At 42.3% G+C, this 26,740-nt stretch carries 19 protein-coding genes; 2 read left to right on the top strand and 17 right to left on the bottom strand.

Annotated elements, in window-relative coordinates; translation table 11 throughout:
• Window positions 1-147: 147 nt before the first annotated feature.
• From can to ACHUGF_RS16090, 9 genes are all read right to left on the bottom strand, one after another.
• Entirely contained in the window at window positions 148-762 is a 615-nt protein-coding gene (gene can / locus ACHUGF_RS16130) for a carbonate dehydratase (RefSeq protein ID WP_394132748.1), read from the bottom strand.
• Between the two features lie 122 nt (window positions 763-884).
• Window positions 885-1,748, bottom strand: coding sequence for an alpha/beta fold hydrolase (locus tag ACHUGF_RS16125; RefSeq protein WP_394132746.1), 864 nt, complete (start codon window positions 1,746-1,748; stop codon window positions 885-887).
• A 175-nt stretch (window positions 1,749-1,923) separates the two neighbouring features.
• A complete protein-coding gene (locus tag ACHUGF_RS16120) occupies window positions 1,924-2,628 on the bottom strand; it encodes a M15 family metallopeptidase (RefSeq protein WP_394132745.1) in 705 nt (234 codons plus the stop codon).
• On the bottom strand, window positions 2,619-3,758 hold the full coding sequence (dapE, locus tag ACHUGF_RS16115; protein WP_394132743.1) for a succinyl-diaminopimelate desuccinylase: 1,140 nt from the start codon (window positions 3,756-3,758) through the stop codon (window positions 2,619-2,621). Before dapE ends, ACHUGF_RS16120 begins: the two co-directional genes overlap by 10 nt.
• The gene (locus tag ACHUGF_RS16110; RefSeq protein ID WP_394132741.1) at window positions 3,755-4,099 is read right to left on the bottom strand and encodes an arsenate reductase; all 345 of its coding nucleotides are present in this window, start codon (window positions 4,097-4,099) and stop codon (window positions 3,755-3,757) included. The genes dapE and ACHUGF_RS16110 overlap by 4 nt, the downstream gene beginning before the upstream one ends.
• Before the next feature lie 214 nt (window positions 4,100-4,313).
• On the bottom strand, window positions 4,314-4,823 hold the full coding sequence (gene crr, locus ACHUGF_RS16105) for a PTS glucose transporter subunit IIA (protein ID WP_394132739.1): 510 nt from the start codon (window positions 4,821-4,823) through the stop codon (window positions 4,314-4,316).
• Window positions 4,824-4,908: 85 nt separating this feature from the next.
• Window positions 4,909-6,624, bottom strand: coding sequence for a phosphoenolpyruvate--protein phosphotransferase (ptsP, locus tag ACHUGF_RS16100; protein WP_394132737.1), 1,716 nt, complete (start codon window positions 6,622-6,624; stop codon window positions 4,909-4,911).
• 11 nt (window positions 6,625-6,635) lie between these two features.
• On the bottom strand, window positions 6,636-6,893 hold the full coding sequence (locus tag ACHUGF_RS16095; protein WP_394132735.1) for an HPr family phosphocarrier protein: 258 nt from the start codon (window positions 6,891-6,893) through the stop codon (window positions 6,636-6,638).
• Between the two features lie 110 nt (window positions 6,894-7,003).
• Window positions 7,004-8,599 (bottom strand): methyl-accepting chemotaxis protein, encoded by a 1,596-nt coding sequence (locus ACHUGF_RS16090; protein WP_394132733.1) that lies wholly within the window; start codon window positions 8,597-8,599, stop codon window positions 7,004-7,006.
• A 276-nt stretch (window positions 8,600-8,875) separates the two neighbouring features.
• Between ACHUGF_RS16090 and ACHUGF_RS16085 the strand changes: the two genes are divergently transcribed.
• Window positions 8,876-9,583 (top strand): DUF3334 family protein, encoded by a 708-nt coding sequence (locus ACHUGF_RS16085; protein ID WP_394132795.1) that lies wholly within the window; start codon window positions 8,876-8,878, stop codon window positions 9,581-9,583.
• A gap of 78 nt (window positions 9,584-9,661) precedes the next feature.
• Window positions 9,662-10,699 carry a LacI family DNA-binding transcriptional regulator gene (locus ACHUGF_RS16080; protein ID WP_394132731.1) on the top strand — a complete coding sequence of 346 codons (1,038 nt, stop codon included), beginning with the start codon at window positions 9,662-9,664 and terminating at the stop codon, window positions 10,697-10,699.
• Between the two features lie 66 nt (window positions 10,700-10,765).
• On the opposite strand, the gene ACHUGF_RS16075 is transcribed toward ACHUGF_RS16080, so the two are convergent.
• From ACHUGF_RS16075 to ACHUGF_RS16040, 8 genes are all read right to left on the bottom strand, one after another.
• The gene (locus tag ACHUGF_RS16075; RefSeq protein WP_394132729.1) at window positions 10,766-11,155 is read right to left on the bottom strand and encodes a DUF805 domain-containing protein; all 390 of its coding nucleotides are present in this window, start codon (window positions 11,153-11,155) and stop codon (window positions 10,766-10,768) included.
• Window positions 11,156-11,463: 308 nt separating this feature from the next.
• A complete protein-coding gene (locus tag ACHUGF_RS16070; protein ID WP_394132727.1) occupies window positions 11,464-13,926 on the bottom strand; it encodes a glucan 1,4-alpha-glucosidase in 2,463 nt (820 codons plus the stop codon).
• A gap of 18 nt (window positions 13,927-13,944) precedes the next feature.
• Entirely contained in the window at window positions 13,945-15,507 is a 1,563-nt protein-coding gene (locus tag ACHUGF_RS16065; RefSeq protein WP_394132725.1) for an MFS transporter, read from the bottom strand.
• Window positions 15,508-15,941: 434 nt separating this feature from the next.
• Window positions 15,942-18,002: a glycoside hydrolase family 97 protein gene (locus ACHUGF_RS16060; protein ID WP_394132723.1), complete on the bottom strand. Its 2,061-nt coding sequence runs from the start codon at window positions 18,000-18,002 to the stop codon at window positions 15,942-15,944.
• A 220-nt stretch (window positions 18,003-18,222) separates the two neighbouring features.
• A complete protein-coding gene (locus ACHUGF_RS16055; protein ID WP_394132721.1) occupies window positions 18,223-20,262 on the bottom strand; it encodes an alpha-amylase family protein in 2,040 nt (679 codons plus the stop codon).
• A 60-nt stretch (window positions 20,263-20,322) separates the two neighbouring features.
• On the bottom strand, window positions 20,323-22,284 hold the full coding sequence (locus ACHUGF_RS16050; RefSeq protein ID WP_394132719.1) for a glycoside hydrolase family 13 protein: 1,962 nt from the start codon (window positions 22,282-22,284) through the stop codon (window positions 20,323-20,325).
• Window positions 22,285-22,325: 41 nt separating this feature from the next.
• Complete coding sequence (locus ACHUGF_RS16045) at window positions 22,326-23,810, bottom strand: tryptophan halogenase family protein (RefSeq protein WP_394132717.1); 1,485 nt, start codon at window positions 23,808-23,810, stop codon at window positions 22,326-22,328.
• Between the two features lie 107 nt (window positions 23,811-23,917).
• Window positions 23,918-26,659 (bottom strand): TonB-dependent receptor, encoded by a 2,742-nt coding sequence (locus tag ACHUGF_RS16040; protein WP_394132715.1) that lies wholly within the window; start codon window positions 26,657-26,659, stop codon window positions 23,918-23,920.
• Window positions 26,660-26,740 lie beyond the last annotated feature (81 nt).

Raw genomic sequence — 26,740 nt, 5'->3', positions numbered from 1 at the left:
TTACGCAGTTAGCGTTTAATAAACTCATTGATTATAACTAGCTTATAGGGGGGACTGCGAATTTTATTATTAAATAATTGCCCAAAAACAAAAAGACCTGCGTATAAAGCAGGCCTTTTTTATATGAGTGATTGTTTAATAATCAAATTAAGATTGGATGAAGCCTTGTTCTTTTTCAACTGTCACATCTAAGTCGTTGAGCAAACCATTTTCAATGCCGTAAATCCAACCATGTACTGCAATGTCTTGCCCACGAGCCCATGCTTCTTGAATGATGCTGGTGGAAGTCACATTAGCGACTTGCTCAATTACATTGAGTTCGCACATACGATTAAAGCGGGCATCATCATCTAGTTTTTCAAGATCAGCTTGATGCAAGCGATAAATGTCTTTTAAGTGACCTAGCCAGTTGTCAATTAATCCAAAACGCTCATTGGTCATTGAGGCTTTTACGCCACCACAACCATAATGGCCAACAACCATGATGTGCTTAACTTTTAATACATCCACGGCGTATTGTAATACCGATAGACAGTTTAAGTCAGTGTGAATAACCATATTGGCAATATTACGGTGTACGAAGACTTCGCCCGGCATCAAATCGATAATTTGATTCGATGGTACACGGCTATCTGCACAACCAATCCATAGATATTCAGGCGTTTGTTGCTTTGCAAGTTGTTCAAAAAAAGTTGGGTCTTCTTGATTAATGCGGTCTGCCCAGCGGCGATTGTTATCAAACAGAGGTTTTAGTAGTTTCATTTTATCTCGTTGATTCTATTTATTTAAACACCAGTCGTTACAATAACGACATTCACAGCTTACAAATCGGCGATTATATCAGCATTCCTGTTCAATGTGGTCTAGCCATTAATCCAACTATGTTATGACTTATGCATTTTTGTTAAAAATAACTGTAAGTGTTGGTTGACATCAACAGGCTGTTCAAGCGGTGCAAGCTGGCCTGCATTTACTAAATGAACCAACTCGCTGCCGTCAATGGCATCGTGCATTAAATAGCTTTCTAATACGGTACGTAACTGACTTTGTACGCCAATCATCACTAAGCAAGGCAGTGTCAGCTGTTCAACATTTTCTAGACTGTCTCGTTTGTAAATTCCCATTCGGCACATCGCGAGTAGGGCATTTTTATGTGTTTGTGATATTGAACTGTATTGTTCAAAGTGTAGCTTGGCTGTTGCAATAGTTTCCGTCGTTTGCTGATTTTTAGGGGCAAATAGTGGCGCAATATCATTAATTAAAGCTGATAAGTTCTCGCTCTTTTTGGCACTGTCCATCCAGATTTGGTACTTAGCGCAATTGACTTCTGGCTCAAAGCCAACAAAAGCATTGATTAATACTAAACCAGCGATCATTTTTGGGGCTTGTAACACCATCTCTGTGGCGATAGCGCCACCGGTACCTAGACCAATGACAGTGCATTGCTCAATACTTAGCAGCTCAAGTAATTGTAAATATTGTTTGGCAATATCGGGCAGTTGTGTCGTGCTATCGGGAATTGAGTGACTGTCTCCATGGCCCCACAAATCAATCGCTATACAACGGTAATCGCGAGATAACAGCTCAATTTGTTGCTGCCACATGCTTTTATCCATTAATAAGCCATGGCAGAACAATAAAACAGGGCCAGTGCCTTTATCGATATAAGGCAGTGGCTGATGATTAATCTTTGCAATTTTATGGTGTTGGCTGGTCATACTTTGACAGGTCATAGTTTGGCTGCTCATGGTTAAGTCTGAAACTTGGCAAGTGGTGATATACGGCTAAGGATACCGCAATTTGCTGTTGAGCAAAGCCAGTAGAATCCATTTCAGTGATATCTAATGTTAAATGATGGTTTATTGGTCAGGTTTGCTTCAGTAATGAGCGTGTATTGAGCTACATAGTGCTATGCCAATTCGCTTAATCGGTTTTTGGCAGTGGTGCAACAAAGTGCACATATTGCTCAACGAGTTCGGTCAAACGTGCTAGCAATACCGCTTTAAGTCGCACTGGGGAATTGAATAACACTAGCTGTAAATCTTGGGTATTGAACTGTGTTAAATACTGTTTTGCAACTGGAAAATAACTTAAATGCCAAGGCTCAGGGCTGACACCACTTAAACCAGCTTGGAACGGGAAGTAAAATCCAAAACTGGCAGCATGTTGCGCTAACCATTGATGCAAGCCTGCACAAGGCCCATCGTGTTGGTATTCAGTAGTGATTAATTGTAAATCAGCCTTGGCAATGTTATTGGCATCAAATATATCGATGTCGGTGCCCCAATGATGTCTAGATGCACCTGGTAGCGCAGACCAGATTAAAATCGTGTCAACTAACTGTGTATCAGATAGGGACTGAAAATCAAGCTGCTGATTTTGACGGTTAAGTAACGGCCTGTTGCCTTGTGCTTTGGCGTTCCAAATGGCACATTGACGGTCGAAATTGCGAAAGCCCGAGCAAATTTGCATGTCAAAACCAGCAAGTGAGGCTTGTTGTTGCATTTTTTCAAACGCTTTTGCAGTGTGTTTTTCTAAAAGCACACTTTGATACTGCACTAAGTGTTGTTGACTCAGGCCATAAAGATGACCTGAGTTTACTTGTGCCGTAGTGGTATCTATTTGCACAACAACTTTTCCAAAATGCGCTCGTAACATAACGCGAGTAATTCTAAATCAGACACTTTAACTGATTCATTTACCTTATGGATTGTGGCATTAACAGGGCCTAACTCAATGACTTGTGCGCCTGTTGGTGCGATAAATCGGCCATCTGAAGTGCCACCGGATGTTTGCGGATCGGTCTCATAACCGGTGACATCAAAAATTGCTGATTTAGTGGCTTCTAACAGCGGTCCATCGCCAGTTAAAAATGGCAGTCCATTGAAAATCCAGTCGATGTCGTAATCCAAACCGTGGGCATCCAGAATGTTTAAAACACGCTTTATCAATTCTTCAGCGGTCACTTCTGTTGAGTAGCGGAAGTTAAACATGACTTTAAGGTCGCCAGGGATCACATTTGATGCACCTGTGCCACCATTGATATTGGCAATTTGGAAACTGGTTGGAGGGAAGAACTCGTTGCCATGATCCCAATGCATTTGTGACAACTCAGCTAATGCAGGAGCGGCTTTATGGACAGGGTTGTCGGCTAGGTGAGGGTAGGCAACATGGCCTTGAATACCTTTAACCACAAGGTTACCCGTTAAACTACCACGGCGACCGTTTTTAACGATATCACCGAGTTTATGAGTTGATGATGGCTCACCCACTAAAGACCAAGTGATTTTCTCATTACGGGCCTCTAATGTGTCAATAACACGCGTGGTGCCATTGATAAATGGCCCTTCTTCATCACTGGTGATCAAAAAAGCAATAGAACCATGGTGATCAGGATGTTTTTCTATGAATCGCTCAGTGGCGACAACCATTGCCGCGAGTGAGCCTTTCATATCCGCCGCGCCGCGGCCATGAAGATAGTCATCAATGACTGTCGGCGTAAATGGCGGAGTATGCCAACGGTTGAGATCACCTGTTGGGACGACATCAGTATGACCTGCAAAACAAAATACTGGCCCGTCGCTGCCACGTCTTGCCCACATGTTAGTGGTATCTTCAAATACCAGTGACTCGATATCAAACCCGATAGCGTTTAGACGTTCAGCCATTAATGGCTGGCAGCCTTCATCTAATGGGGTAACAGATGGGCGCGAAATGAGGTCTTTTGCTAGTGCAAGTACGGCTGAATCTTGACTCATTGGCTTAACCACGCTTGATAATCTTCTGCTTTAAATCCATTGATAACAGCGTCACCCTTAACCAGCACAGGACGTTTAACTAAAGTTGGTTGTTTTACCATTAGCTCAATTGCGGTTTGTTCATTTAATCCTGCTTTCACCTCATCAGCTAATGCTCGGAAACTGGTACTGCGCTTGTTAAACACTTTTACCCAACCAAGAACGTTGACCCATTGTTGAACCTGCTCTTTATCAAGCCCATCAACACGAAAGTCATGAAAGGTAATTTGATGGCCTTGGGCTTCTAACCAACGGTGAGCTTTTCGGACGGTATCGCAATTTTTGATGCCAAATAAAATCAAAGCAAACTCCATTTATAGGGTGATGTGTGCATTGCGGCTGTGCGTGAGTCGTTGATTTTGACTGACGGTCTAGCGCAAGCGGTGTTTTGGATACATTGTGGCACTTGGAAAATCGATGGACAAGTGAAAAGCAGTAGTGGATGAAAAAAACTGTGTCTAAAACATAAATGGCACCACATGATGATGTCAGTGGTGCCACAAGGTTAGAATGCGTTTACACTTGGACGGTGAAAATGATGTCTTTACCTGCGGTGACACTACCTTGTAGTTTGTCTAGATGACTGACATCTTCCATATTCGCTAAAACAACAGGGGTAAGCAGGCTGTCAACTTGATCTTGTAAAAATGCTAAATCAAATTCTAATATAGGTTCGCCGGCTTTAACTTGTTGGCCTTCTTCAGCTAAACGAGAGAAGCCATTGCCTCGTAATTCAACTGTTCCCACGCCAAAATGAACAAATAATTCTAAGCCTTGTTCTGACTCAATGCTAAAAGCATGGTTTGTTTCAAATATTTTACCTATCTTGCCATCTATTGGCGCTAGGATTTGTTTACCTTTAGGTTCGATAGCAATGCCATCACCGACAATTTTTTCTGCAAATACTACGTCAGGTACTTTTTCAATTGGCACAATCTCACCGGATACTGGCGCAAGGATATCAATGCCACCTGTGATTGGTTGTTGCCCAGAAATAAGTCGTCTGATACGGCTTAAAAATCCCATATACCAAGCCTCTATTCATTATTTTTATTAGGTCAAATCAGTGTGATATTCCAAACGTGCCCCCACATCTTAGAATAACTCTTGGTTAATATTTATTGTATGATGCAATTGCTCGCGATACGTCATTGATTTTTGATAATTGTGACACGTATTTTGCGTGTTTAACAAACGCTTGATAATTACCTTGCACTAAGGTTGCTTTAACTTCCAGCAAATTAGTCGGGTTTATACTTATTTCATCTACCCCAAGGCCAACCAATAACGGCAACATCGCAGGGTTACTGCCAATTTCGCCACACAGGCTCACACTAATACCCGCTGACTTACATTGTTCAATAGTTAATCTGATGAGCTGAATGACTGCTGGCGATAACGGTGGGTAGTTTTTAGCCAGTTGCGGATTTGTTCTATCCGCCGCAAGTGTGTACTGGGTTAAATCGTTAGTACCAATACTGACAAAATCGATTAAAGGTAACATGCTTGGCAGGTTGAGTACTGACGCTGGCGTTTCAACGACAATACCAATTTGCAGCTGACCAAAGGGTTTACCTTGCTGTTGTAATTGTACTTTCGCTTGTTCAATCAGTTGATTAACTTGTTCAAGCTCTTCTACCTGACAAACCATAGGGAACATCAATCTGATACTGCCGTGATTAGCCGCGCGCAAAATCGCTTTCACTTGAATCAAAAATGATTCTGGTTGGCTTAAACTGTAGCGTATGCCTCGCAACCCAAGAGCTGGATTATCTTCATTTTGTAAACCTAGCCATGGAATGTCTTTGTCAGCACCAATATCAAAAGTACGGATGGTAAGCACTTGGTTATCAATGCCATGCAATGCATCACAGTAGATTTGATATTGCTGCTTTTCATCTGGCATCGATGAGGAATACATTAAAATGAACTCGGTTCTAAACAGTCCCACACCTTGTGCACCGACATCGTTAATTTTACTGATGTCATTGAGGCTGCCAATATTTGCCATGAGTTTCACGCAATGACCATCTTGGGTTTTGGCTGCTAACGGCTTAAACTTTTCTAATGCAAGGTGACGAGCAATTTCTTCATCACGCTTGCTCGTTAATGCTTGGTGCATGTGCGGAGTAGGCGCAATGATAAGCCGTCCATCAATCGCATCCAGAATGACTTCAGTGCCATCTTTAACCTGCTCATGCTCTGTGAAACTGCAATTTAACAGTGCAGGGATCCCGGCTGTACGGGCCAAAATGGCGGTATGGCTCGTTAAACCACCAGATTCAAGAACGATACCTTTTATATGTTCAAATGGCAGAATGGCAAATTCGGCAGGCGTCAAATCATCAGCTAAAAGTATCGTGTCATGTTCTAGTGAAGATAAATCCCACTGCAAGTGACCATGTAGAGCGCTGTTGAGGCGTTTGGCTAATCCAAGTATGTCATTACTTCGGTTGGCAAGGTACGGGTCTTCTAATTGTGCCATTTCACGGGCTTGCTTTTTAAAGATACGGTCAACAGCAACACTGGCTGAAACACGATACTCACCAATGTGCTGATATAACTCTTGATGCATTTCGCTATCTTCAAGTAATGCAATATCCGCTTCGATAAGCTGAAAATTATCACATTGGCCAGTTAAACAACCCTGACAGCGCAATAAATATGAAATGAGGTTATTGACCGCCCTGAGTAGCTTGTCTTTTTCAAGCTCAACCTTATTAGCGGGGATAACTGAGAGATCGAGTGGGTGAATATTGGAGCGAATGGTTAAGGCTTGTCCAAACGCTATCCCTGCAGAAACGATAATACCATCAACCGTCGTCATATAACTTCCTGTTAACTTAAGGTGATTAGAAGCGATGCAATTCGCTCAACAGCCTCTTGTGCTTGATTGCCTGAGGCGATGACTGTCACTGTCACACCATGATATAAGCCAAGAGTTTGTAATTTGAATAAACTTTTGGCGCTCGCCTGCTTACCGTTGCACTCTACAATTATGTCACAGTCGAAACTTTTTGCTTCTTTGACTAACAGTGCGGCTGGGCGGGTATGCATTCCATGAGGGGCGGTAATGGTGACAGATTGACGAAACATCGATTAATACTCTTTGAAAAGATGGCCAAGATTGTAACCTTAAATGAGTATGACCGCAAAACTTGCGGTCATACTAAAGTTTTATCAAACTGTATCTAGTTTAATGGTAATTAAACTTTAAATTGGGCAAGGCACTGATTCATATTTTGACTGATTTCATCCAATGTCTGAGCCGCATCCTGATTGCTTTCATTTACAGCGACAGATACCTCTGTGAGTTCAGTAATATTACTCACGTTTTTGTTGATTTCTTCTGATACGCTACTTTGTTGTTCAGTTGCGCCGGCTAGTTGAATATTCATGTCACTGATATGGGCAATCAAGGCTAGAATCGCTTGCATGGCTTGTGCTGAATCATTGGCACGGCTTTGCAATTCTATCGACTGAGACTGATTCTGGTTGTTGCTGTCCATTACCTGCTCAATACCTACCTGAATGTCACTAATTATTTTGTTTATTTCGTTAGTGGAATCCTGAGTACGGTTTGCCAGTGCACGAACCTCATCTGCTACCACGGCGAAACCACGGCCATGTTCACCGGCACGGGCTGCTTCAATTGCGGCATTAAGCGCCAGTAGATTAGTTTGTTCAGCAATGCCTTTAATCACATCCAAAATACTGCCAATTTCGCTAGATGAACGGCTTAAGTTCTGAGTAATTTCAGCAGATTGTTGCAGATCACTCACCAGTAATTCACTTTGCTTAACGGTATCAATTAAATGACCGTGACTTTGCTCGGTTTTATCTCTTACATCATTGGCTGCGTCGGCAGCTTTTTGTGTGTTCACAGCCATGTCTTGAGAGGTACATACCATCTCATTAATGGCAGCAGCAACGCTTTGGGTTTCGCGGTGAATACAATCTACACCTTGGTTTGATTCTTCCACTCGGCTGATTAACTCAGCAGCATCTTGCTTAAGATGCTGTCCAAGCGGTTGCAATTGAGCGACCACTTGACCAATCTTTTGCGCAAATGCATTAAACTCATCAGCAAATTTAGCGACTTCATCTTTACCTTGAGCATCTAGGCGCTGGGTTAAGTCACCTTCACCTTTTGCTATATCTCGCATGGCATGCGTTGCGGTGTTAAGTGGTGTCGTGATGGAGATATTTAACAATACAAAAAACAGGAAAATTGGCACTGAAATCATTAGCATGATCACTAAAAACTTACCAATAATGGGCAATAGCTGATCATCTATATAAGCTGAGCTCGTTTGGCTGATGATCACCATGCCTGGAATATGACTGGCAACAGCAACCGCGTACTGAGTACTATGCTTTTGACTGTTATCGGTAAACTTAACCTTATTCTCTTGGTTGGTAGCCTGACTCATAACGGTTGAGTAGGGGTTACCGCTAATTGAAGAATCTAACTGACTTGCAGGGAATGTTGATGAGTTCGACTGCTGTGAATCAACCACAATCGTGCGCTGATCGGCTAACAAAATGCGTTTATCCATCTGCCTTGCAGTGGCTCTGATATATTCAATGTACGCTTGTTTATCACCTTGAGCATGTTGGCTTTGCCATGCGATGTCTAATGTTTGTAGTTCAGCTTCCATCTGGTGGTATTGTTGAACAGCAAGCGCATTATATTGTTCTTTTATTGAGAAAGTAGCAAATACGACTGTTCCGATGGCAGCAAGCGCAAGCATCATAATCAGCCTTTGCAATATGGTGAACTGCCTTAAAAAATGTATCATGAATATCCCTGCATTTGTCATGAAAATGTATGCAAATCATTATAATGAATCAAAGGGAATATTCATGTTTGTGTTGCCAGATTGTGAGCACGAATACAAAAGCTGACAAATTGTTATTTTACGCAGATGAAAACATTAGTTTTAAATGTTGGAATTTTTCATTGGCTTGGAATTAACCAATCAGGCGACAAATCGAGATAGAAAGCTGTTTTGTTTTGATTTTTATTGCGTTAACACGCACTATGGTCAAATGATAATAAAAGGTAGTAAATCATGATGAATCCTTCACAAATTGTAAATAATGATGACATATTATTAAAGCTGTGCCATTCGGTAAGCCACGTGCTGAGTAGTACCAGTGGTAGCCAAGTGACCCACGCAGGAATGGTGCAAACGATTGCTAAAACACGGTTAAAACCTGATTTAAGTTGTTTTTCTATTTTCGATGGTGGTTTTTCGGGGCTGGTAGTTATCAATTTTTCAGCCGCCGCTGCTGTAGAGATTTATCGCAAATATATGACCAATATGGGCATGCCTGAAACAGAGTTAGCTTTCTCACACACTTCAGATGAAGTTGGTAACGTGATGGGCGAGTTAATGAATCAGATTTTAGGTGATTTTATCAGCCAAGTTTCCAAAAAACTGCAAACAACGATTAGTCAAAGCCAACCTAAAATGTTAACTATAAACAAAGATTTAACAATTTCTGTTGATGCTAATTTGGATAATGCTGTTGTTAGGCGCGTTTCATTTAAAACAGAGAGTAATCAAATTTTTTATCTCGAATTTGCTATGGATAAAACTGAATTTGTTCGATTAGCTGAGTTTGAAATGGATGAAGAGTTTGATCCAGACTCTTTGATTGAAACTCATGGTAGTTTACCAGCAAAGGCTAAGGCAGAGTCCAAAGTGGCAAGCCCGAAAAATGATGCAGGTAACAAAGCTGATGATGCTGATGACTTATTGAGTGAATTAGGCTTGTAAACCCGTATAGTTAACTTGTATCTTCAGTATCAGCAATTGAACACTTTCTACAATCAATAATAATAAGGGTGAAGCCTCATGCCTGCAAAAGCGACTTCAATTGATATTGCTTATCGTGCTGGTGTCTCGCAATCTACGGTATCGCGTGCGTTGCGAAACAGTCCACTGGTCAATCTTGAAACTCGACAAAAGATTCAAGCGATTGCCAAGGAATTAAATTATAAGGTAGATAAAAATGCCAGTAATTTACGCACGCAAAATAGCCATACTTTAGCCTTATTGATTTGTGAAGATCCGACCAATGATGATTCAATGATCAATCCTTTCTTTTTATCTATGCTGGGTTCAATTACTCGTGCGACTGCACAGCAAGGATACGACTTACTGGTTTCTTTCCAGCAGTTATCCAGTGACTGGCATGCCGATTATGAAGATAGTAATAAAGCCGATGGAATCATTTTATTAGGTTATGGTGATTACGTTGATTACGCCCATAAGCTTGAGAAGCTGCTTGAACAAAATACCCACTTTGTAATTTGGGGCGCAGAAGACACCAATAAATCTGTGCTCACCATTGGCTGCGATAATCACCAAGGAGGCAGAATCGCCACTGAGCATATGCTTGATTGTGGCTTTCGCAACGTGGCTTTTTTAGGGGACAGCTCCAGTCATAGCCCAGAGTTTATGGCGCGCTATTTAGGCCATTGCGAAGCAATGAATAATGCGGGTGTTGCTACTCACACCAAGTTGCAATTTGATGCTATCAGTACTGAAGAGTCAGGCTTTGAGGCGGCGAATGCATTGCTTGACAGTAAACTTGAATTTGATTCGATTTTTGCCGCCAGTGACCTGATTGCTATTGGGGCTATTCGCGCACTGAAACTGCGTGGTGTAAGTGTCCCTGAGGATATTGGTGTCGTGGGTTATGATGATATTCCAGTGGCTAGCTTTGCCAACCCAGCATTAACGACTATCAAACAAAACACCAAACTTGCAGGTGAAAAAATTGTCGAGAGTTTATTGATGCTTATACGAGGTCAGGAAGTCAGTCCACAGTTAATTCCAACGAGTTTAGTCATCAGACAATCTTGCGGGGCTGAAGGTCAGCAGGGTTAAAATAGATTTTAGAATAAATTTTAAAATCCCCAATGCGAGATGAACTATCGCATTGGGGATTTTATTTTATGCGCTCACGCTAGGTTCAAGCTGTGGCTCAGATTTTGGGTTTGGACCGTATTCATTGTCTTCCTTACTGTTAAAGCAAAAAACGACAAGTAGGAATAACCAGCCTAGAATTGGAATGAACAGGAGTAATAACCACCAACCTGAATGATCTGTATCATGTAAACGGCGTACGCTTACAGCGATGCTCGGGATAAGAACCAGCAAAGAATATATGCTGCTGAAAATACCGTAGCCTGATACTTCATCATATGTGCCAATCCCCATTTCGACTAGCGTAATGGCAATACTGATAATTGTGTTAATTAAATAGAACATCCAATATTCTTTACGGCGTGCTCGACCGCCAAAATCAAAATATTGTTTTAAAACTTTTAAATACCAATCCATTGTGTCATTCCTACATGTTACTAATTATGCTTTGAGTTTGTTGCTGCACTATTAATAACAGCTTTTGATAAATTCAACAATATGATTTATATGAATAAATTATATTGTTTCCATGGCTTCAGCTATGACCATTAAATCAGCAAAATTATCGATGAGGTGCTGTAAGCCTGGTTGATAAAGTCATGGGGGATTTAAGTATTCGTCGAGTTATGACGCTAACAAAAAGCAAAATGGATTGGTAAGGCATGATGCCTAATACCAATCCATTTTTTGTCACTAGAACTTATGACTGTTGAGACAGAAACTGCCTATTTTTGGCGGTCAGCAACGATTGGGTAAAAGTCCCAAACTTTTTCATCAGTCATCGAGCGCACCAGTTTGACGTATTCAGCGTGAGTCCAAGCCAGCGGTGTTGCTGAGTTAGTGCCATCACCCAATTGATAGTTATAGCGGGTAGGATTACCTACGCCATCCCACGCTTGCTCGGGTAGCATTAAGCCTTCATTAGCAAAGGTTTCCATGCCTTGTACATAGGTATTAATCAGCTCAGCTTTGGTTTGTTCATTTAAGCTGTTAGTGGCTTTCGCATAGGCAAGTTCATAATGACCACGCTCACCGGTAAAGAAAGGCCATACACGACCACGCTGGCCTTCGGTATTACCATTCTCAGCATAACTGTTGCCAGTGTCGACATCTTCACCGTAACCATCATTACCATAGCGTCTGTAACCTGGCACAGTACTGCCATCTTTAGCGTTAAACTCATACTTAACACGTAAGTTATGCTCAAGGCTGGTGTCATCAATTAGCGCCAAACTATTTCGTACGATGCTATCGTCTGCAGACTTAACACCATAGCGCACTAGCTCGAGAAAGCCGCCATCTAAAATGGTGCGTTGATCCAGCCCAGGCTTGCCATTGTTGTCCAGCAGGCGTTGTTCAGTGTTTGGCTGACCATTTGGACTAATGCGAACATAATAGGGTTTGCCATCAATTTTACTGTTTAATTGGCCATTGGTGGTCACTGTGGTTTTTTCCAGTTGCGCAGTGAGCGCATCAGCAGTGCTATTATAGAGCTCGGCTTTGTCTTCTTCACCTATTAGCTTTGCCATGTCGGCTGCAGCTATTAGGCCTGAAATTACCGCGGCGGTAGTGGAAGGGGAGAAGCCAGCTTGCTCTTCCCAACGTTCTTGCTGCGTGTTAGGTGGGGTGATTTCAGTGTCGTTCCAATCTAACTTCACTTTACCACCCGTAACCAGAAAGTCTGCCGCAGGTTTTAACATCTCTTGATACCACTGACTTATCTCTGCATCAGTCAATACACCTGCTTGCCACAGTTGCCAGCCTAACATGATAGGCATAGCGGTTTGATCTAACTGCACGCCAACCCATTCTATTTGACCATCAACGTGGGTCTTTTGTAAAAACCAGCCTGGCGTGCCAACAAAGCCTGGCGTTTGTTGACTAACTTGTACCTTCTTTAAGTACTCAAATGCGACTTTAGGTGTTTCGGTGTCACCCATGGCTAAAAATGCCATTGCGCACTGATAAAAATCACGTGGCCATACTGCTTTATAACCTGTACTGCCAACTTTAGCCGACACTGTGTCACCCCAAGGGTTGGACAGTGAAGCAATTAATGCCCCTGCATGGGTTTTATCTTCTTGCGCTTTTAATACTAATGCACTGGCATTAAGTAGTTTACCGCCGTCTGTGGTATTTGCAGCCATGGCTTGCATTGGCGATAGAGAGGCGAGGTAATCTTTCCAGCCTAGGTGTTTGTCATCGCCCAAGTAGGCACTCAGCACAAAATCATAACCATCTTGCTGTGTTGCCTCGGCATTCGCTAAACTCGCTTGTTTGCTGTCTGCAAAGCCGATGGTGATATTCATCACTTGGGCTTTATCGGCCTTAAGAGTAGGTAATTGTGCGGTCAACGCGACATTACCTGCAGTGCTATTATCTGCGCTGGTAGTTTGATATTGCTGAGTTAACTTGCCATTGGCTTTGATATCTTTTAAGCCATCGGATGTGCCTACAAAGCCAGCAGATGCCGCCACAAAATCAACATCTGATGTAATACTCATATACGATGAGTTTTGCTCTGAGGTATGTGCAAAAAGCGAATTACCTTCAACAAATGCAATGTCATTAGCACCACTATTGTCGATGTGTGGGTTAGCATATAAATATGGTGTGATGCCATCTTCAAAGGCGGTAAATTCGACTTTCATCATCAAGCTATCACGGTTTGGATCGGTAAAGATGTGCTTTTCGATTTGGTACTTACCATTTTTTGCTTTATTGGTAATTTTATAGGCAAGCGACAACGGTCGACCTTGCTCGTCAGTGTGCAAATATTCAATGGTGCTTGTTGTATCGACTTTTTCAGTATCCACAAAGCCATTACCGGCCACAATAAACTGCATTTCTTTAAGTTGCGCATTGTGGATCATGCCAAACATGGTTTCGGTTAGAATCCCTTGCGCGACTGAAAACCACACTTTACTCACTGGGTTATTTTCTAGCCCTGCATATTGACCATTTACATAGGGTTCATAGGATGTGCCTATGCCGGTTTTTCCTGAAAATGCCCAAGTAGGGTCGATACCTGGCGCGCCTGGTGCCACGTTTAATTGTGTCTGTGCTTGTGCCTCGGTGTTGGCCGTGGTGGATTGTTGAGAGCAAGCACTTAACCCCAAGCCAAGTATTGCAACTGAGATGGTTTTAGCCACGGTGCTAAGTGACATTTTTAATGGTTTTTGCAACATGTTCTTCCCCAAAAAGCGTTATTTATTATTTGTTTGATTTTGTTCTACAAAATGCACTGCAATCCCTGAAATCAACATGAATACACCGCCTAAAACTAAGGCGTAGATAGGCTCGCTGTTGAAAAATACACGTAACAGTAGCCCTAATACGCTGGCTGCCATCAATTGTGGGATAACAATGAAAAAGTTAAATATTCCCATGTAAACGCCCATTTTGTGTGGCGGTAGCACGCCTGATAACATGGCGTAAGGCACAGAAAGAATTGAAGCCCAAGCAAAGCCGACACCAATCATAGGGATCCATAATAGGCTTGGGTCTTGAATGAAATAGAAGCTGATTAAACCAAGACCGCCCAAAGACATATTGATGGTATGGGTAAACTTCACACCGACTTTATTGGCTAATAGTGGAATAATCATCGCGGCAATGGCGGCAAAACCATTGTAAGAAGCAAATAATATGCCTACCCAATCCGCGCCATCATTGTACGCTTGGCTAAGAACATCACTGCTGCCGTAATGGAATGAGGTAACCGCAGAAGTGCTGTAAATCCACATGGCGAACAGCGCAAACCAAGCGAAGAATTGCACCACTGCTAATTGCTTCATGGCTTTGGGCATTTGGAATAAGTCATTGACCACATTAAACACAAGCCCAAGCTGTTTTGGCTGTTCAAGTGCGACTTGATTGGCAGAATTGAGTTTAAACGCACAATAAAGCTGTAGTGGGCCAAATACAAAAATTCCGATACTCAAAATGTACAGTTGCTTGTCTAAATCTTGCAATAAAATTGCACTGGTAAACACCGCGCCAATGAACATCCAAATAAAGCCGCTTTGTTGATATTGAGTAGCTTTTCGTCCGATGAAATCATCATGAATATTATCTGATGATGCAGCATGAAAAGCGGCTAATTGCTCAGGGCTGTATTCTTTGGTTGAAATGATGGTCCAGCCAACTGCCAAAAACAGTACAACTGCACCAAAGTAGAATGAGTATTTAACTGAATCTGCAATTTGACCTGCTGGTGCGGTATTGGCGACATCTAAATAATTGGTAAGCATATACGGCATAGCTGAGGCAACGACTGCACCAATACCAATAAAGAAGCTTTGCATTGCGTACCCTTGGGTACGTTGGCTTTTCGGTAAATTATCACCCACGAATGCTCTAAAGGGCTCCATGGCAATATTGATGGATGCATCCATGATCCACAACATGCCAGCTGCAATCCACAATGTTGGTGAATGCGGCATGATGAATAGTGAAAGAGTGGTACATACTGCACCGATTAAGAAATAAGGGCGACGACGTCCAAGGCTATTCCATGTATTGTCACTTAAGTAACCAATAATCGGTTGGACGATTAATCCGGTTAGTGGTGCAGCAATCCATAAAATTGGAATCGCGTCAATTTCAGCACCTAATGTTTGGAATATGCGACTGACGTTGGCATTTTGTAAGGCAAAACCAAACTGGATCCCCAGAAAACCAAAACACATATTGAAAATTTGCCAGAAATTCAGTTTTGGCTGAATGGCAGCGGCTGGTTGAGTCGTTGTATTTCGATTGGCTGACATGACGTTCCTTATGTTCATGTGCTGTAAACAGCAAAATTTGCTAAATGGGTCGATAAAACAGGTGATAAAAAAATGGCGAATACTCATCTCCCTAAGACGGGTATTCGCCAAGACCTAATAAGCTTCGTATACCATAAGCAGATAACAAAACTAATGGAGGTACTCCAAACCTGGCACAAGGATGCCAGTAACGACCTAGCCCTTTTCATCTCCACAAGCAGAGTGAAATTAGCAGGTTTATACTAGCCTTGTGGGTCCAATTGACACAACCGAATACATACGTATTCATCAAGTATCAGTAACTAAAGGCGATCGTTTTTGTAACATATTGACTTGGTAATCCAGATTTAGATATTCGACACAGTGCAATGTAAACAAAGAAAAACCTGAAGGCAATCAATTGATTGCACATCAGGCTTTAGGGAGAAGGGGCGTTAAAGCGCTTTAAAGCGTATTGCAGTACCACCACTAGCAGCCATTTTTAGCGTAATAGTATCGATTGCTGTGACAGCTTTTGTTTCAATCACATAATCATAAGGCTCTGTTAACCAATGCGCTTTATCACCATCACGGTATATTTGGGCTTGATACTTTTTCGCAGAGTCTAGAAAATCCAATTTCACGTCAACACTGCGGGGTGTTTCATTGGTGAGTGCACCAAGGTACCAGTCATTATTGGCACGATTTTGCCTAACAAACACCACATGTTCGCCAATTTCACCTGATATCGCGATACTTTGTTGCCAGTCAGTTGGCACATCTTGAATAAACTGAAAAGCATCTAATCGCTCAACATAGTTACGTGGTAAGTCTGCAGCCATTTGGATGGGGCTATACAACACAACATACAAGGCTAACTGCTTAGTGAGGGTGGTTTGTACTCGGTTAACCGCATCGAGGCCTTCTGGAGCGAGATTGAAAATACCCGGCGTAAAATCCATTGGTCCTGATAACATACGTGTATAAGGTAAAATAGCCGTGTGCGATGGGTTGTTTGGCGGTGTTCCCCACGCATTGAACTCTTGGCCTCGTGCGCCTTCTCGTGCAATCCAGTTAGGGTAGGTGCGCCTTAAGCCCGTATCTTTAATTGGCTCATGGGTATTAATACTAATGCCTCGTTTTGCCGCTTGTTGAATACTGTACAGATATTCATTCACCATGAATTGACCGTCATGCCACTCATGATGGACAACACCGTTTTCATCCACACGTTTTATATCGCCACCATCGGCAACATAACCCGTTTTAATTTGAGTGACGCCATGCTGTTGATATAAGTCATACGCATCCTGCATCTGATTACGATAATTAGTCACTGAACCTGAGGTTTCGTGATGACCTACTAATCTAACCCCTTGTTTCAAGCCATACTCAGTGACCTTGAGTAAATCAAAATCATCATAAGATTGAGTAAAACTAAATACATCACCATTATGGAACCAACTGCCATCCCAGCCAATGTTCCAGCCTTCGACTAACACCCCATCAAAGTCGTACTGTGCAGCAAAGTCCATGTAGCGTTTGGTTTCACTCGTCGTTGCACCATGTTTAGGGCCTGAACCCCAGGTGTTCTCATTAATGTGCATCCCCCACCAAATACCAATGTATTTACCCGGTTGTACCCAAGATACATCGCCTAGCTGATTGGGCTCGTTCAGGTTAAGGATCAAGTCTGAGTTTAGTAAACCTGTGGCTGCATCAGCTATCTGAATAGTGCGCCATGGTGTTGTGAACCCTGGTTTGGTTTTGACTCGAATACCATCAGACCAAGGCGTTAAATCAGCTCTAAACGTTCCGTCACGGCGTTGGTCTAATACCATGGCGGCATAATCTGTCAGTGCAGCCTCGTGGATGCTAATGTGAACCCCCGAGGATAACTTGGCTGTAAAAGGGGTATGAGCTCGGTCAACCTTGCTGACGGGGGTGTGTTGATACAGGTATTCATAGCGATTCCAACCGCGACCAGGGATCCACCACGCTTGACTTTGATGGGCATCGGGCAAGCTAAATTCTGTGAGCTCTTCAATAATGTCTAATGTTGTGTATTGCGCTAATGCAGCTTGTTTAGGAAAGTGATAGCGAAAGCCAATACCGTCATTAAAAGCTTTAAATTCAACATTAAACACTAATTCATTATGTTTCAGTTTGACTGTCATCGCATTGTAATGGTCTCGTACAAATTGACGTTCACCCCAAGGTTGCTCCCAGGTACTGTCATTGGAGTGCGTTGTCACATCAACAATTTGCAGTTGCTGATCTATCCTGCCTAATTGTTTGAAAACCATGCCCAGTTTACTGGGGTTAATGACAGTTTTACCGTCAAAATTGACTTGATAATGTGCCTGATTGTTGTCATCTGTCAGTTGAATATGAATTTGTCGATCAGGTGAGTGCAATTGCACGGCCTTAGCGGATGCCATGCTAGGAAGCAATGCAGCAATAATGATGCCCAACGCGCTGACTTTTTGAAGGTGATGTAACAAAGGCTGACCCATGGCTTGTCCTTAAACTGAGTGGTAAGTGTTTTGCTTGAGTGGTAAATGTTTTGCTAAAGCAATAGACGCTTAGATATGCACACCTCAATATACTGGTTGAATATCAAAGCCAGCAATCGGATGCATACGTATTCAGCAGGGTTTAAGCACTTGTCAAACCAGAGAAAGCCCTCTGCAAGTATGTTTGCAGAGGGCTTAAGTTATGAGTGATTTTTTACCGTTAATTTTCCTGATGCGGTGCTAATGCTAGTACTCGGCTTTGAAGTGGGGCCAGTTGAATAGAGATAGTCCCCCTTGGCTGGTTATTGTCATGAGCGAGTGCTAATGAAGCATTGAAGGGTTCATCTGTCAAAAGGTCGGTTAATGGCACACTTGAGATATGTTGTAATTGCCACTGCTCAAGCAGGTCATTGGAGATGTGAAGCTCAAATGACTTACTGTTTGTTTCATCAAAATTACTGACGATAATTAACTGCTGCTCATCTGAGAACCGTGTGAAAGCAAATACACTTTCATCATAGCCAGGTTGACTTAGCTGACGTTGTAACGTGTCCAGTTCTTGGTATTGACCTTTTAGTGCTGGTGCGGTGTGACTGAGTTGTAATAACCTCTGATAGTAACCGCGTAGCGCGACTTCCTGCTCTGTTGAATTTCCTCCATCGAACTTACCATGATTCATCCAACGCTGATGTGCTGGCACCCCGATATAATCGAAAATGCTGGTTCTAGATGGTTGACCAAACCCAGCATCTTCAGCACCAGGCTCGCCGACATCTTGACCGAAATAAATTAAAGTAGGTGAGCGGCTGAGTGTTGTCGATACCACCATAGCGGGTAAAGCTTTGAATGCATCACCGGCAAATTCAGGGCTGGCGATCCGCTGTTCATCATGATTTTCTAAAAAGTGCAGCATATGCGATTCAATGTCTAACACTTTAGCTTGCACTTTAGCTATTTCAGCAGTTGATGATTTACCTTGAATGATATCTTTTAGTGTGTCGTATAAGCCTACTTTGTCATACAAGAAATCCATTTTTCCGAGGTGAATATAGTCTCGATAAAGCGAAGGGTTATAGACTTCAGCCAGTAAAAATGAATCTGGGTCATAGTGTTTTACATGACTATTTAAATAGCTCCAAAACTCCACCGGTACCATTTCAGCCATATCATATCTGAAACCATCGACGCCTTTACCCAGCCAATATTGGGTAATGTGTTGAAATTTCTTCCAAGAGTCTGGTATCGCATCAGTGCTTTGTCGTTTCCAGAACATAAAGTGTTGAGCGGCGCTTTTATTGGCATAACTGGCTGGCAGGCGAGGGAAATCATACTTCCCATCGGGTGTGACACCATAGTTTACTTTGACGGTTTCATACCAATCATTGCTATCAGGTTGTGCTAAACGCGAACCATTCCCCGTCCATTTCGCGGGTTTTTCAATAAACAGCCCGTCTGATAATGGGTGAGCTTGTCCGCCTAAAGGTTCGAAGCCTTCGATGGTTTCTGGCACCTTGAAATCTTGATTTGGGAGGTAATAGAAGTTGTTATTTTTGGCATATTCAACAGAAGTATCGTCACTTTGACCAAAGTCTTCAATACCTTCGGGCTTTGACAGTGATTGATAATTGCGGGCAACATGGTTGGGCACGATATCAATAATGACTTTCATACCATTTGCATGTGTTCTTGCTATTAATGCTTCAAACTCTTCAAGGCGCTGGTTTGGATCACTGGCCAAATCTGGATTGACATTGTAATAGTCTTTCACAGCATAGGGCGATCCTGCGCGGCCTTTAACTACGTCTGGGTCATCATTGTTAATGCCATATTCTGTGTAGTCTCTAATGACAGCATGATGTGGCACACCGGTATACCACACGTGTGTTACACCCAATGATTTTATATCTTGAAGGGCGGTATCGTTGAAGTCAGCAAACTTCCCCACGCCATTTTGCTCTAATGTGCCCCAAGGTTGATTAGTCGTATTGGTATTGCCGTATAAACGGGTAAAAACTTGATAAACTACGGCTTTCTCATGAGAATCGATGAGTGTGTCAAGTGTGTCAAGTGTGTCAAGTGTGTCAAGTGTGTCAAGTGTGTCAAGTGTTTCAAACTCAGCTCGCGTTTTGACACTGTTCAGTTGGTGAGGATCTGTTGGCGTACAGCCTATTAGTAGACCTGTTAAACTTAAACTAATCACCATCGACGCTTTGCGCATGTATGATTGATTTGCGTAATTTAATGGGCATGTAACTTGCATTTTAATCTCTATGTACTTTGAATTGATGACTGTTGATGAGTATTTAAGTGTTTACTCTGGCTATTTATCATTGGCTAATTTCATGATGTAAACTCCTGCACCTTCTAGCATGAGCTTGTCGCCAAATTCAGACCATTGCGCTGTAATGATATTTTTAGCTTGCGTAAATTGCTGAATATCATCACTGAAACGGGTCATATCTAGCTCAACGTGTTGTTTATTTTTGTTATATATCACCATCAAGGATTCATTGCTGGCATGTCTAAATTGGACGTATACCCCCTCTTTAGGCGCGTAATGTTTTAGACTCCCATGCTGAATTGAAGATGAATTTTTTCTAAATTGCATTAGTTTCGTTATGAAATTGAGCGCATCTTCTTGTAATGGTGTGATATTACGTTTATTGAAAACATTTGTATCATCATCTAACCAGCCGCCTGGAAAATCAGATCTGACTGCACCGTCATGGCGTCCTTCAGTCGGACTGGTCATTAATATTTCACTGCCATAAAAAATTTGTGGGATGCGGTTACTGGTGAGTACATAGGCCATGGCCATTTTATACAGGGCAATATCTTGGCCCATTAAACTATATATGCGGTTGGTATCGTGGTTGCCTTCAAATAACACTAGTTGGGTAGGGTCGGCATATATCACATCATTAGCAAGGGCTTCATATAGGTTAATTAAGCCGCTTCCCCAGCCTTCATCTTCAGTGAGAGATGAAATTAACGTCTCATAAAGCGGGAAATCCATCATGCTTCTAGTCGCAGACACATAACCATCTTTATTGTGTTTGCCCGCTTGCCAATAGCTGACAGTGATTGGGTTATTCGTCCACTCTTCACCAACAATATTAAACTGTGGGTACTCATTCATGATGGCGGTTGACCACTGAGTTAAGAACGTTTTGTCTGCATAGGAGTATGTATCTTCTCTAATACCACTTAAGCCTGCAAACTCCACCCACCAAATACTATTTTGAATTAAATAAGTGGCGAGGTGAGGATTGTTTTGGTTCAAATCAGGCATAGTGTCTGTGAACCAGCCTTGCTCGAATTCCACTCTGTCACTGTCAGCAGCGTATGGGTCTTGCACTGTGGTTCGTCTGTGGCTGGTATAGGTAATATCTTGTTGATTCTCTTGCCAGCGCGCTTGCCCATGTACCCAATTTTTATCAGGAAAATCCTTCATCCAGTAATGTGCAGAGCCGATATGGTTAACAATAATGTCTTTGATGATGCCGATACCAAACTGCTGTGCTTCGGCTACTAATGCGGCATATTCTTCGTTTGAACCAAAACGTGGGTCTATTTGATAGAAGTCAGTGGTTGAATAGCCATGATAGGAATATTTAGCTTGGTTATTTTCTAGCAATGGATTGATCCACAGTTGAGTGACACCAAGGTTTGCAAGGTAAGGCAATGCCTTACGGATCCCACGAATATCACCGCCATGTCTGCCATCTTTATCTTCACGGTTAATGCCTTCTAGCATCTGTGGATGAGTGTCGTTGGCAGGATCGCCATTAACGAATCTATCTGGGGTGATGAGATAAATGACATCTTTATTACTAAAACCTTGTCTATTGGCAGAGCCTGCTTGGCGTGACTTAATACTGTAATTCACGCGGTTAACCTGCTTATCCCCTTGCTTGATGCTAAAGGTTAAGGTTTGTGGCTGAGCGTTTTGTAAATCCAAATAAACAAATACATGGTTTTGACTGTCTGTTTTGACAATGCGTTTGATTTTGACTTGCTCTGCTCGAGTTAACTCAATAGTGTTATTGACAATATCAGGGCTATATATAAGCAGTTGTAACTCTGAATTATGCATATCGGCCCACCAAAATTCAGGCTCGATGCGAAGTTCACTCGACTGATTATTTGCAAAGCTAATGGCTGGTGAGCAAATAGCAATAACGCCTAATAACGTGACTAGCCAGTGCCTAAGTCTATTAATACTGAGATAAGTTAACTTGCTCGTCTTTAACATCTTTAGATTGAAAGTAAACTGAGTCATAAAATTCCCTTTGTATATGCTATTTAGCAGTAACGTTTCGTCTATTTGTTTAAAAACGCTTGATGGCTTGGTAACTGCGCTAGATAGTGTTGATAAACTGCTTTGAGGTTATCTAAAAAATCTTGGTTATCCTGTCGTGATAATGTATCTGCCAATGGATTATATTCTTGCGGCAAAACACCTTGGCCAACCATGACCTGTAGCCATGCTTCATTGGTAAATAATTCATCTTGAAAACGTTGTAGATTGCCTGTTTCAGCGAATAGGGCGATTTTGCGTTGTAAGCTTGCTGGGATAGCCATATCACGGCAATATTGCCACAAATTATCGTTATTGCCTTGTCGCTGGTTTAGGTGATAGTGCAGGATAATAAAGTCGCGAATTTGCTCGAATTCCAGCTTAGATTGGCGATTATATTCTTCAACTAAACTTGGCTTGATGGTTAAATTAGGCATTAATTTGGTTAAACGGATCACCGCTGTTTGCACTAAATGTAAGCTAGTGGATTCTAATGGCTCTAAAAAACCAGAAGATAAACCTATGGCGACACAGTTTTTATGCCACTGTTTTTCTCGGCGGCCAGGTGTAAAACGAATTAACTTAGGCTCAGCTAATGCAGGCGCATCAAGGTTTTCCATTAATACCTGTTTAGCTTGTTCATCGCTGGCATAACGGCTTGAGAATACAATGCCATTTCCGGTGCGGTGCTGCAGTGGAATACGCCATTGCCATCCAAATGAATGGGCGATAGAGCGCGTATAAGGAATAATCGGTTCAACCTTTTCACAAGGCACTGCCCATGCACTGTCGCATACAAGCCAATCTTGATAGCTTTCATAGCCAACATTTAACGCTTGCTCGATAAGGTGTGCGCGTAGACCAGAGCAATCGATAAACAAGTCGCCCTCAATTGTTTGGCCATCATCTAATGTCAGCGATGCAATAGCATCATCTTCGGTGAGATTAGTACGTATTACCGTGGCTTGTATGTGTTTTACGCCGCGTTGAGTGGCATATTCAGTTAATAATTGCGCGTATAAACCTGCATCAAAGTGATAGGCATGGGTGATGCCAGCAAGTTGGTTATTGTGAATACGCGGTACGGCATCAAATTTATTCTTGATTGCTGCTTGATAATTAAACGAGTAATCCCACAAGCTTGTTGAACTCTTGGGTTGGTTTGCAAGCCAGTAATGGTGGAATGCGCAATAACCTATATTTTTTCCGAGCTCACCAAAAGCGTGCATGTAAGCATCACCTTGTTTGCCCCAATGTTCAAACTGGATCCCCAGCTTGATACTGGCTTGTGTCTTTGCAATGAAGTCTTTTTCATTTAGCCCTAAAACATCATTGAAAATTTTAAGCGGTGGAATGGTGGCTTCACCGACACCAATTGTGCCAATGTTGGGTGATTCAATTAAGCAAATGTCGAGCTGTTGCTTATACAAACGGCAAAGTAGGGCTGCAGTCATCCAACCTGAAGAACCACCGCCAAGAATAACGATTTTTTTAATCTTGTTGTTCATCATGATCCCTTACTTGTATCGTTAAACTAATATCACTTACGAAACAGTTTAAGATTGTTGATATAAAAAAGCCTCTGTGAAACAGAGGCTTTATCATTGATATCACATTAGAACTTGTAGTTAGCACCTAACATGAAGTTACGACCGTAACTTTGGTAGTCACGTACATGACGAGCATCATCACCTGTGTAAGTTGTAAATGGCTCATCTGTTAAGTTGTTCACCTGGAACATAACTGATAAACCATCAAGTGATGTAAATCCACCTTGACCAAAGTCATAACCTACTTGTGCATCAACAACCGTTTCACCTTTCACGTTAACATTTACGCGGCTTAAACTAATTGCTGTCACTTCACCTAGGAAGTCAGAACGGTAACGAGAGCTAATACGCGCTTCAAAACCAGAGTTTTCATAGTAAACCGTTGCATTGAAGGTTTTTTCAGATAAACCGGCTAATGCTATTGGATCGCTATCTGGCGTTTCTTTTACTTCTGAATCATTGTAAGAACCGTTCAGAATAGTACCGAATCCTTCTAGTGCATCAGCAAAGTAACCAAAATCTAGCGATACTGATGCTTCAATACCTGAAATATGACCACCCTCACCATTGACAGGTACATCAAATCGACCTTGGCCTTTTCCTGGTTCAACACCTGGAATCACACCTTCAAAATCCATAAAGATGGTGTCGGTATAAACTGTGTTTTCAAGCTTCTTATAGTAAGCAGCAATGGCAAAGTAACCTTGGTCACTGAAGTAGTTTTCATAACTTAAATCAACTTGGTTTGACATCCATGGGCGAAGCTCAGGGTTGCCTGAATTACCAGAGTAGTAGATACCTTCAGCACCATTTGGATCATAGTTAAAGCTTGCAGATGCGTGCATCTTATCCATACGGGCGCGGCTCATGGTACGTGCTGCAGCGAAAACTAAACGTTGGTTATCAGTTAAACCAAGCGATAGGTTCATGCTAGGTAACCACTCGATATAATCATCTTCACCATAGCTGTCGACAACTTCTAATTGGTCGTCAACAGTTTGAACTGCTTTACCATTAGAGCTTTGTTCTGTTTGTACCGCTTGGACACCAAAGTTACCCGTTAATGGCATGTCGCCAATATCAGTTTCGAAATCAGCTTTTACATAGAAAGTGGTGACTTTCTCTTCAACTTGCCATGTATTGGTTGAACGTTCTGGCTGTACTTCTGCGGCATCTAAAGAGTTATAAAATCCAGCGTTATATAAGGCTAATGCATCATAAGACAGCATGTTACCCATACCGAAGAAAGCAAGAGACGTTGGGCTTAATAAATACTCATCTGGCACGGTTAACATGTAGTTATCGCCGCTACCGATTTCGTAGCCTTTTAGTGTTAAGTATTCACCGTTATCAACTTTAGACTTTTCACGGTTGGTATAGTTAATACCAAACTCAACGCTACGCATGAAACCTTCGTCAAAGGTATAGGTTGTACCTAGACGCAGTGATGATAGTTCATCTTCGACTTCTGGTTTGTTGATGAAGCCATCTTGCATGTTGCCGTCAATTGAAGGGCCCCAGCTGAAAGCGCCGCCCAATTTGATTAATTCAGGATCAGAGTAGTCAAGTGATGGATCGAATAAGTAACGACCGTCACCAGTAAACTTAAAGCCTAGGTTTGGTTCAACCGCACCGACACCATTACCGCGACCAGTACCTGCATAGGTTTCTATACCAATGTCAGTACGTTCAACTTTTGACATCGCTAGATCAGCTTCTACTGTCCAGTTGTCATTAAGAATGTATTCTGTGTTCCAACCAACTGAGATTGAGTCAGCATCACGAGTGTTAGTATCGTTACGTACTAGTACCATTGCGTCTTGGAATGAACCTTCGGTCACAAGGCCGTCTTCAACTGTAGTCGATGTACTTCCGCTGTTGGCCCATCCGCCACCCCATTGACCTGGGATTTCGATACCACGTAGGATTTGTTCATCAAAGAATTTGGTGTAGAAAACGTCAACTACGCTTCGGAATTGCTCGTTTGGTTCAAATTCAATCACGCCCATAAAACCATCACGTTCTAGCTCAGAAGAACGTACGTAAGGCTTTGCGCCACCTAAAATAGCATCGCCGTTTGCATCTTCTGGGTAACCCCAAGCTTGCCAACGTTCTTCTTGGTTTGGTGATTGCATACGAGAGTAACCAAGCGCAATACCAATTGTATCGTCAGCAAATTGGTCAATATAAGAAATGCTACCGCGATAACCTTTATCAGTAGAACCAGCATTTAATGCGCCTAAATCGTTGTACTCACCACGTAAACTAACTGCGAATGTACGCTCGCCATGACGAAGTGGGCTGATCGTTTGCATATCAACTGTACCTGCAATTGCCTGTGTCATTAACGAGGCGTCAGGTGTTTTGTATACAACGACAGAATTTAATAATTCAGAAGGGTACTGGTCAAATTCAACGCCACGGTTGTCGTTGATTGACGCTTGTTCACGACCATTTAATGTCGCAAGTGAGAAATCTGGGCCAAGACCACGAATAGACACTACGTTAGCACGTCCATCTAGACGCTGGGCTGCAATACCAGGTAGGCGAGCGAGTGACTCAGCAATCGATACATCAGGTAGTTTACCGATGTCTTCTGCAGAAATTGCTTCAACAACAGATGAAGAAGACATTTTTACTGCTTGAGATTCTTGTAGGCTGCGACGAATACCCGTTACTTGAATAACTTCGATATTTTCGTCTTGTGCTGTGGTTTCATTTGCATCAGCTTCTGCGGCTTGAGCGACCATGCTCGCACTTGCAGCGGCTAAAGCTAATGTCAGTAGGCTTGGTTTAAAAAGCGACATTCATCTTTCCCCTTTGTAGATGTTAGCACCTTGCTGTCCAGGTCAAGTTGCTAGCATCCGTTTAGATTTTGGTTACAGTCT

This window comes from Shewanella maritima (assembly GCF_043643735.1).
Taxonomy (GTDB): domain Bacteria; phylum Pseudomonadota; class Gammaproteobacteria; order Enterobacterales; family Shewanellaceae; genus Shewanella; species Shewanella maritima_A.
Note: the sequence above shows the minus strand (reverse complement) of the source record. Positions and strands in the feature narration are given on the sequence as shown.

Excerpts from the sequence above, each read along its gene's own strand:
- can (WP_394132748.1), bottom strand. The coding sequence starts at position 762 with ATGAAACTACTAAAACCTCTGTTTGATAACAATCGCCGCTGGGCAGAC.
- ACHUGF_RS16125 (WP_394132746.1), bottom strand. The coding sequence starts at position 1,748 with ATGAGCAGCCAAACTATGACCTGTCAAAGTATGACCAGCCAACACCAT.
- dapE (WP_394132743.1), bottom strand. The coding sequence starts at position 3,758 with ATGAGTCAAGATTCAGCCGTACTTGCACTAGCAAAAGACCTCATTTCG.
- crr (WP_394132739.1), bottom strand. The coding sequence starts at position 4,823 with ATGGGATTTTTAAGCCGTATCAGACGACTTATTTCTGGGCAACAACCA.
- ptsP (WP_394132737.1), bottom strand. The coding sequence starts at position 6,624 with ATGACGACGGTTGATGGTATTATCGTTTCTGCAGGGATAGCGTTTGGA.
- ACHUGF_RS16095 (WP_394132735.1), bottom strand. The coding sequence starts at position 6,893 with ATGTTTCGTCAATCTGTCACCATTACCGCCCCTCATGGAATGCATACC.
- ACHUGF_RS16090 (WP_394132733.1), bottom strand. The coding sequence starts at position 8,599 with ATGATACATTTTTTAAGGCAGTTCACCATATTGCAAAGGCTGATTATG.
- ACHUGF_RS16085 (WP_394132795.1), top strand. The coding sequence starts at position 8,876 with ATGAATCCTTCACAAATTGTAAATAATGATGACATATTATTAAAGCTG.
- ACHUGF_RS16080 (WP_394132731.1), top strand. The coding sequence starts at position 9,662 with ATGCCTGCAAAAGCGACTTCAATTGATATTGCTTATCGTGCTGGTGTC.
- ACHUGF_RS16075 (WP_394132729.1), bottom strand. The coding sequence starts at position 11,155 with ATGGATTGGTATTTAAAAGTTTTAAAACAATATTTTGATTTTGGCGGT.
- ACHUGF_RS16070 (WP_394132727.1), bottom strand. The coding sequence starts at position 13,926 with ATGTTGCAAAAACCATTAAAAATGTCACTTAGCACCGTGGCTAAAACC.
- ACHUGF_RS16065 (WP_394132725.1), bottom strand. The coding sequence starts at position 15,507 with ATGTCAGCCAATCGAAATACAACGACTCAACCAGCCGCTGCCATTCAG.
- ACHUGF_RS16060 (WP_394132723.1), bottom strand. The coding sequence starts at position 18,002 with ATGGGTCAGCCTTTGTTACATCACCTTCAAAAAGTCAGCGCGTTGGGC.
- ACHUGF_RS16055 (WP_394132721.1), bottom strand. The coding sequence starts at position 20,262 with ATGCAAGTTACATGCCCATTAAATTACGCAAATCAATCATACATGCGC.
- ACHUGF_RS16050 (WP_394132719.1), bottom strand. The coding sequence starts at position 22,284 with ATGACTCAGTTTACTTTCAATCTAAAGATGTTAAAGACGAGCAAGTTA.
- ACHUGF_RS16045 (WP_394132717.1), bottom strand. The coding sequence starts at position 23,810 with ATGAACAACAAGATTAAAAAAATCGTTATTCTTGGCGGTGGTTCTTCA.
- ACHUGF_RS16040 (WP_394132715.1), bottom strand. The coding sequence starts at position 26,659 with ATGTCGCTTTTTAAACCAAGCCTACTGACATTAGCTTTAGCCGCTGCA.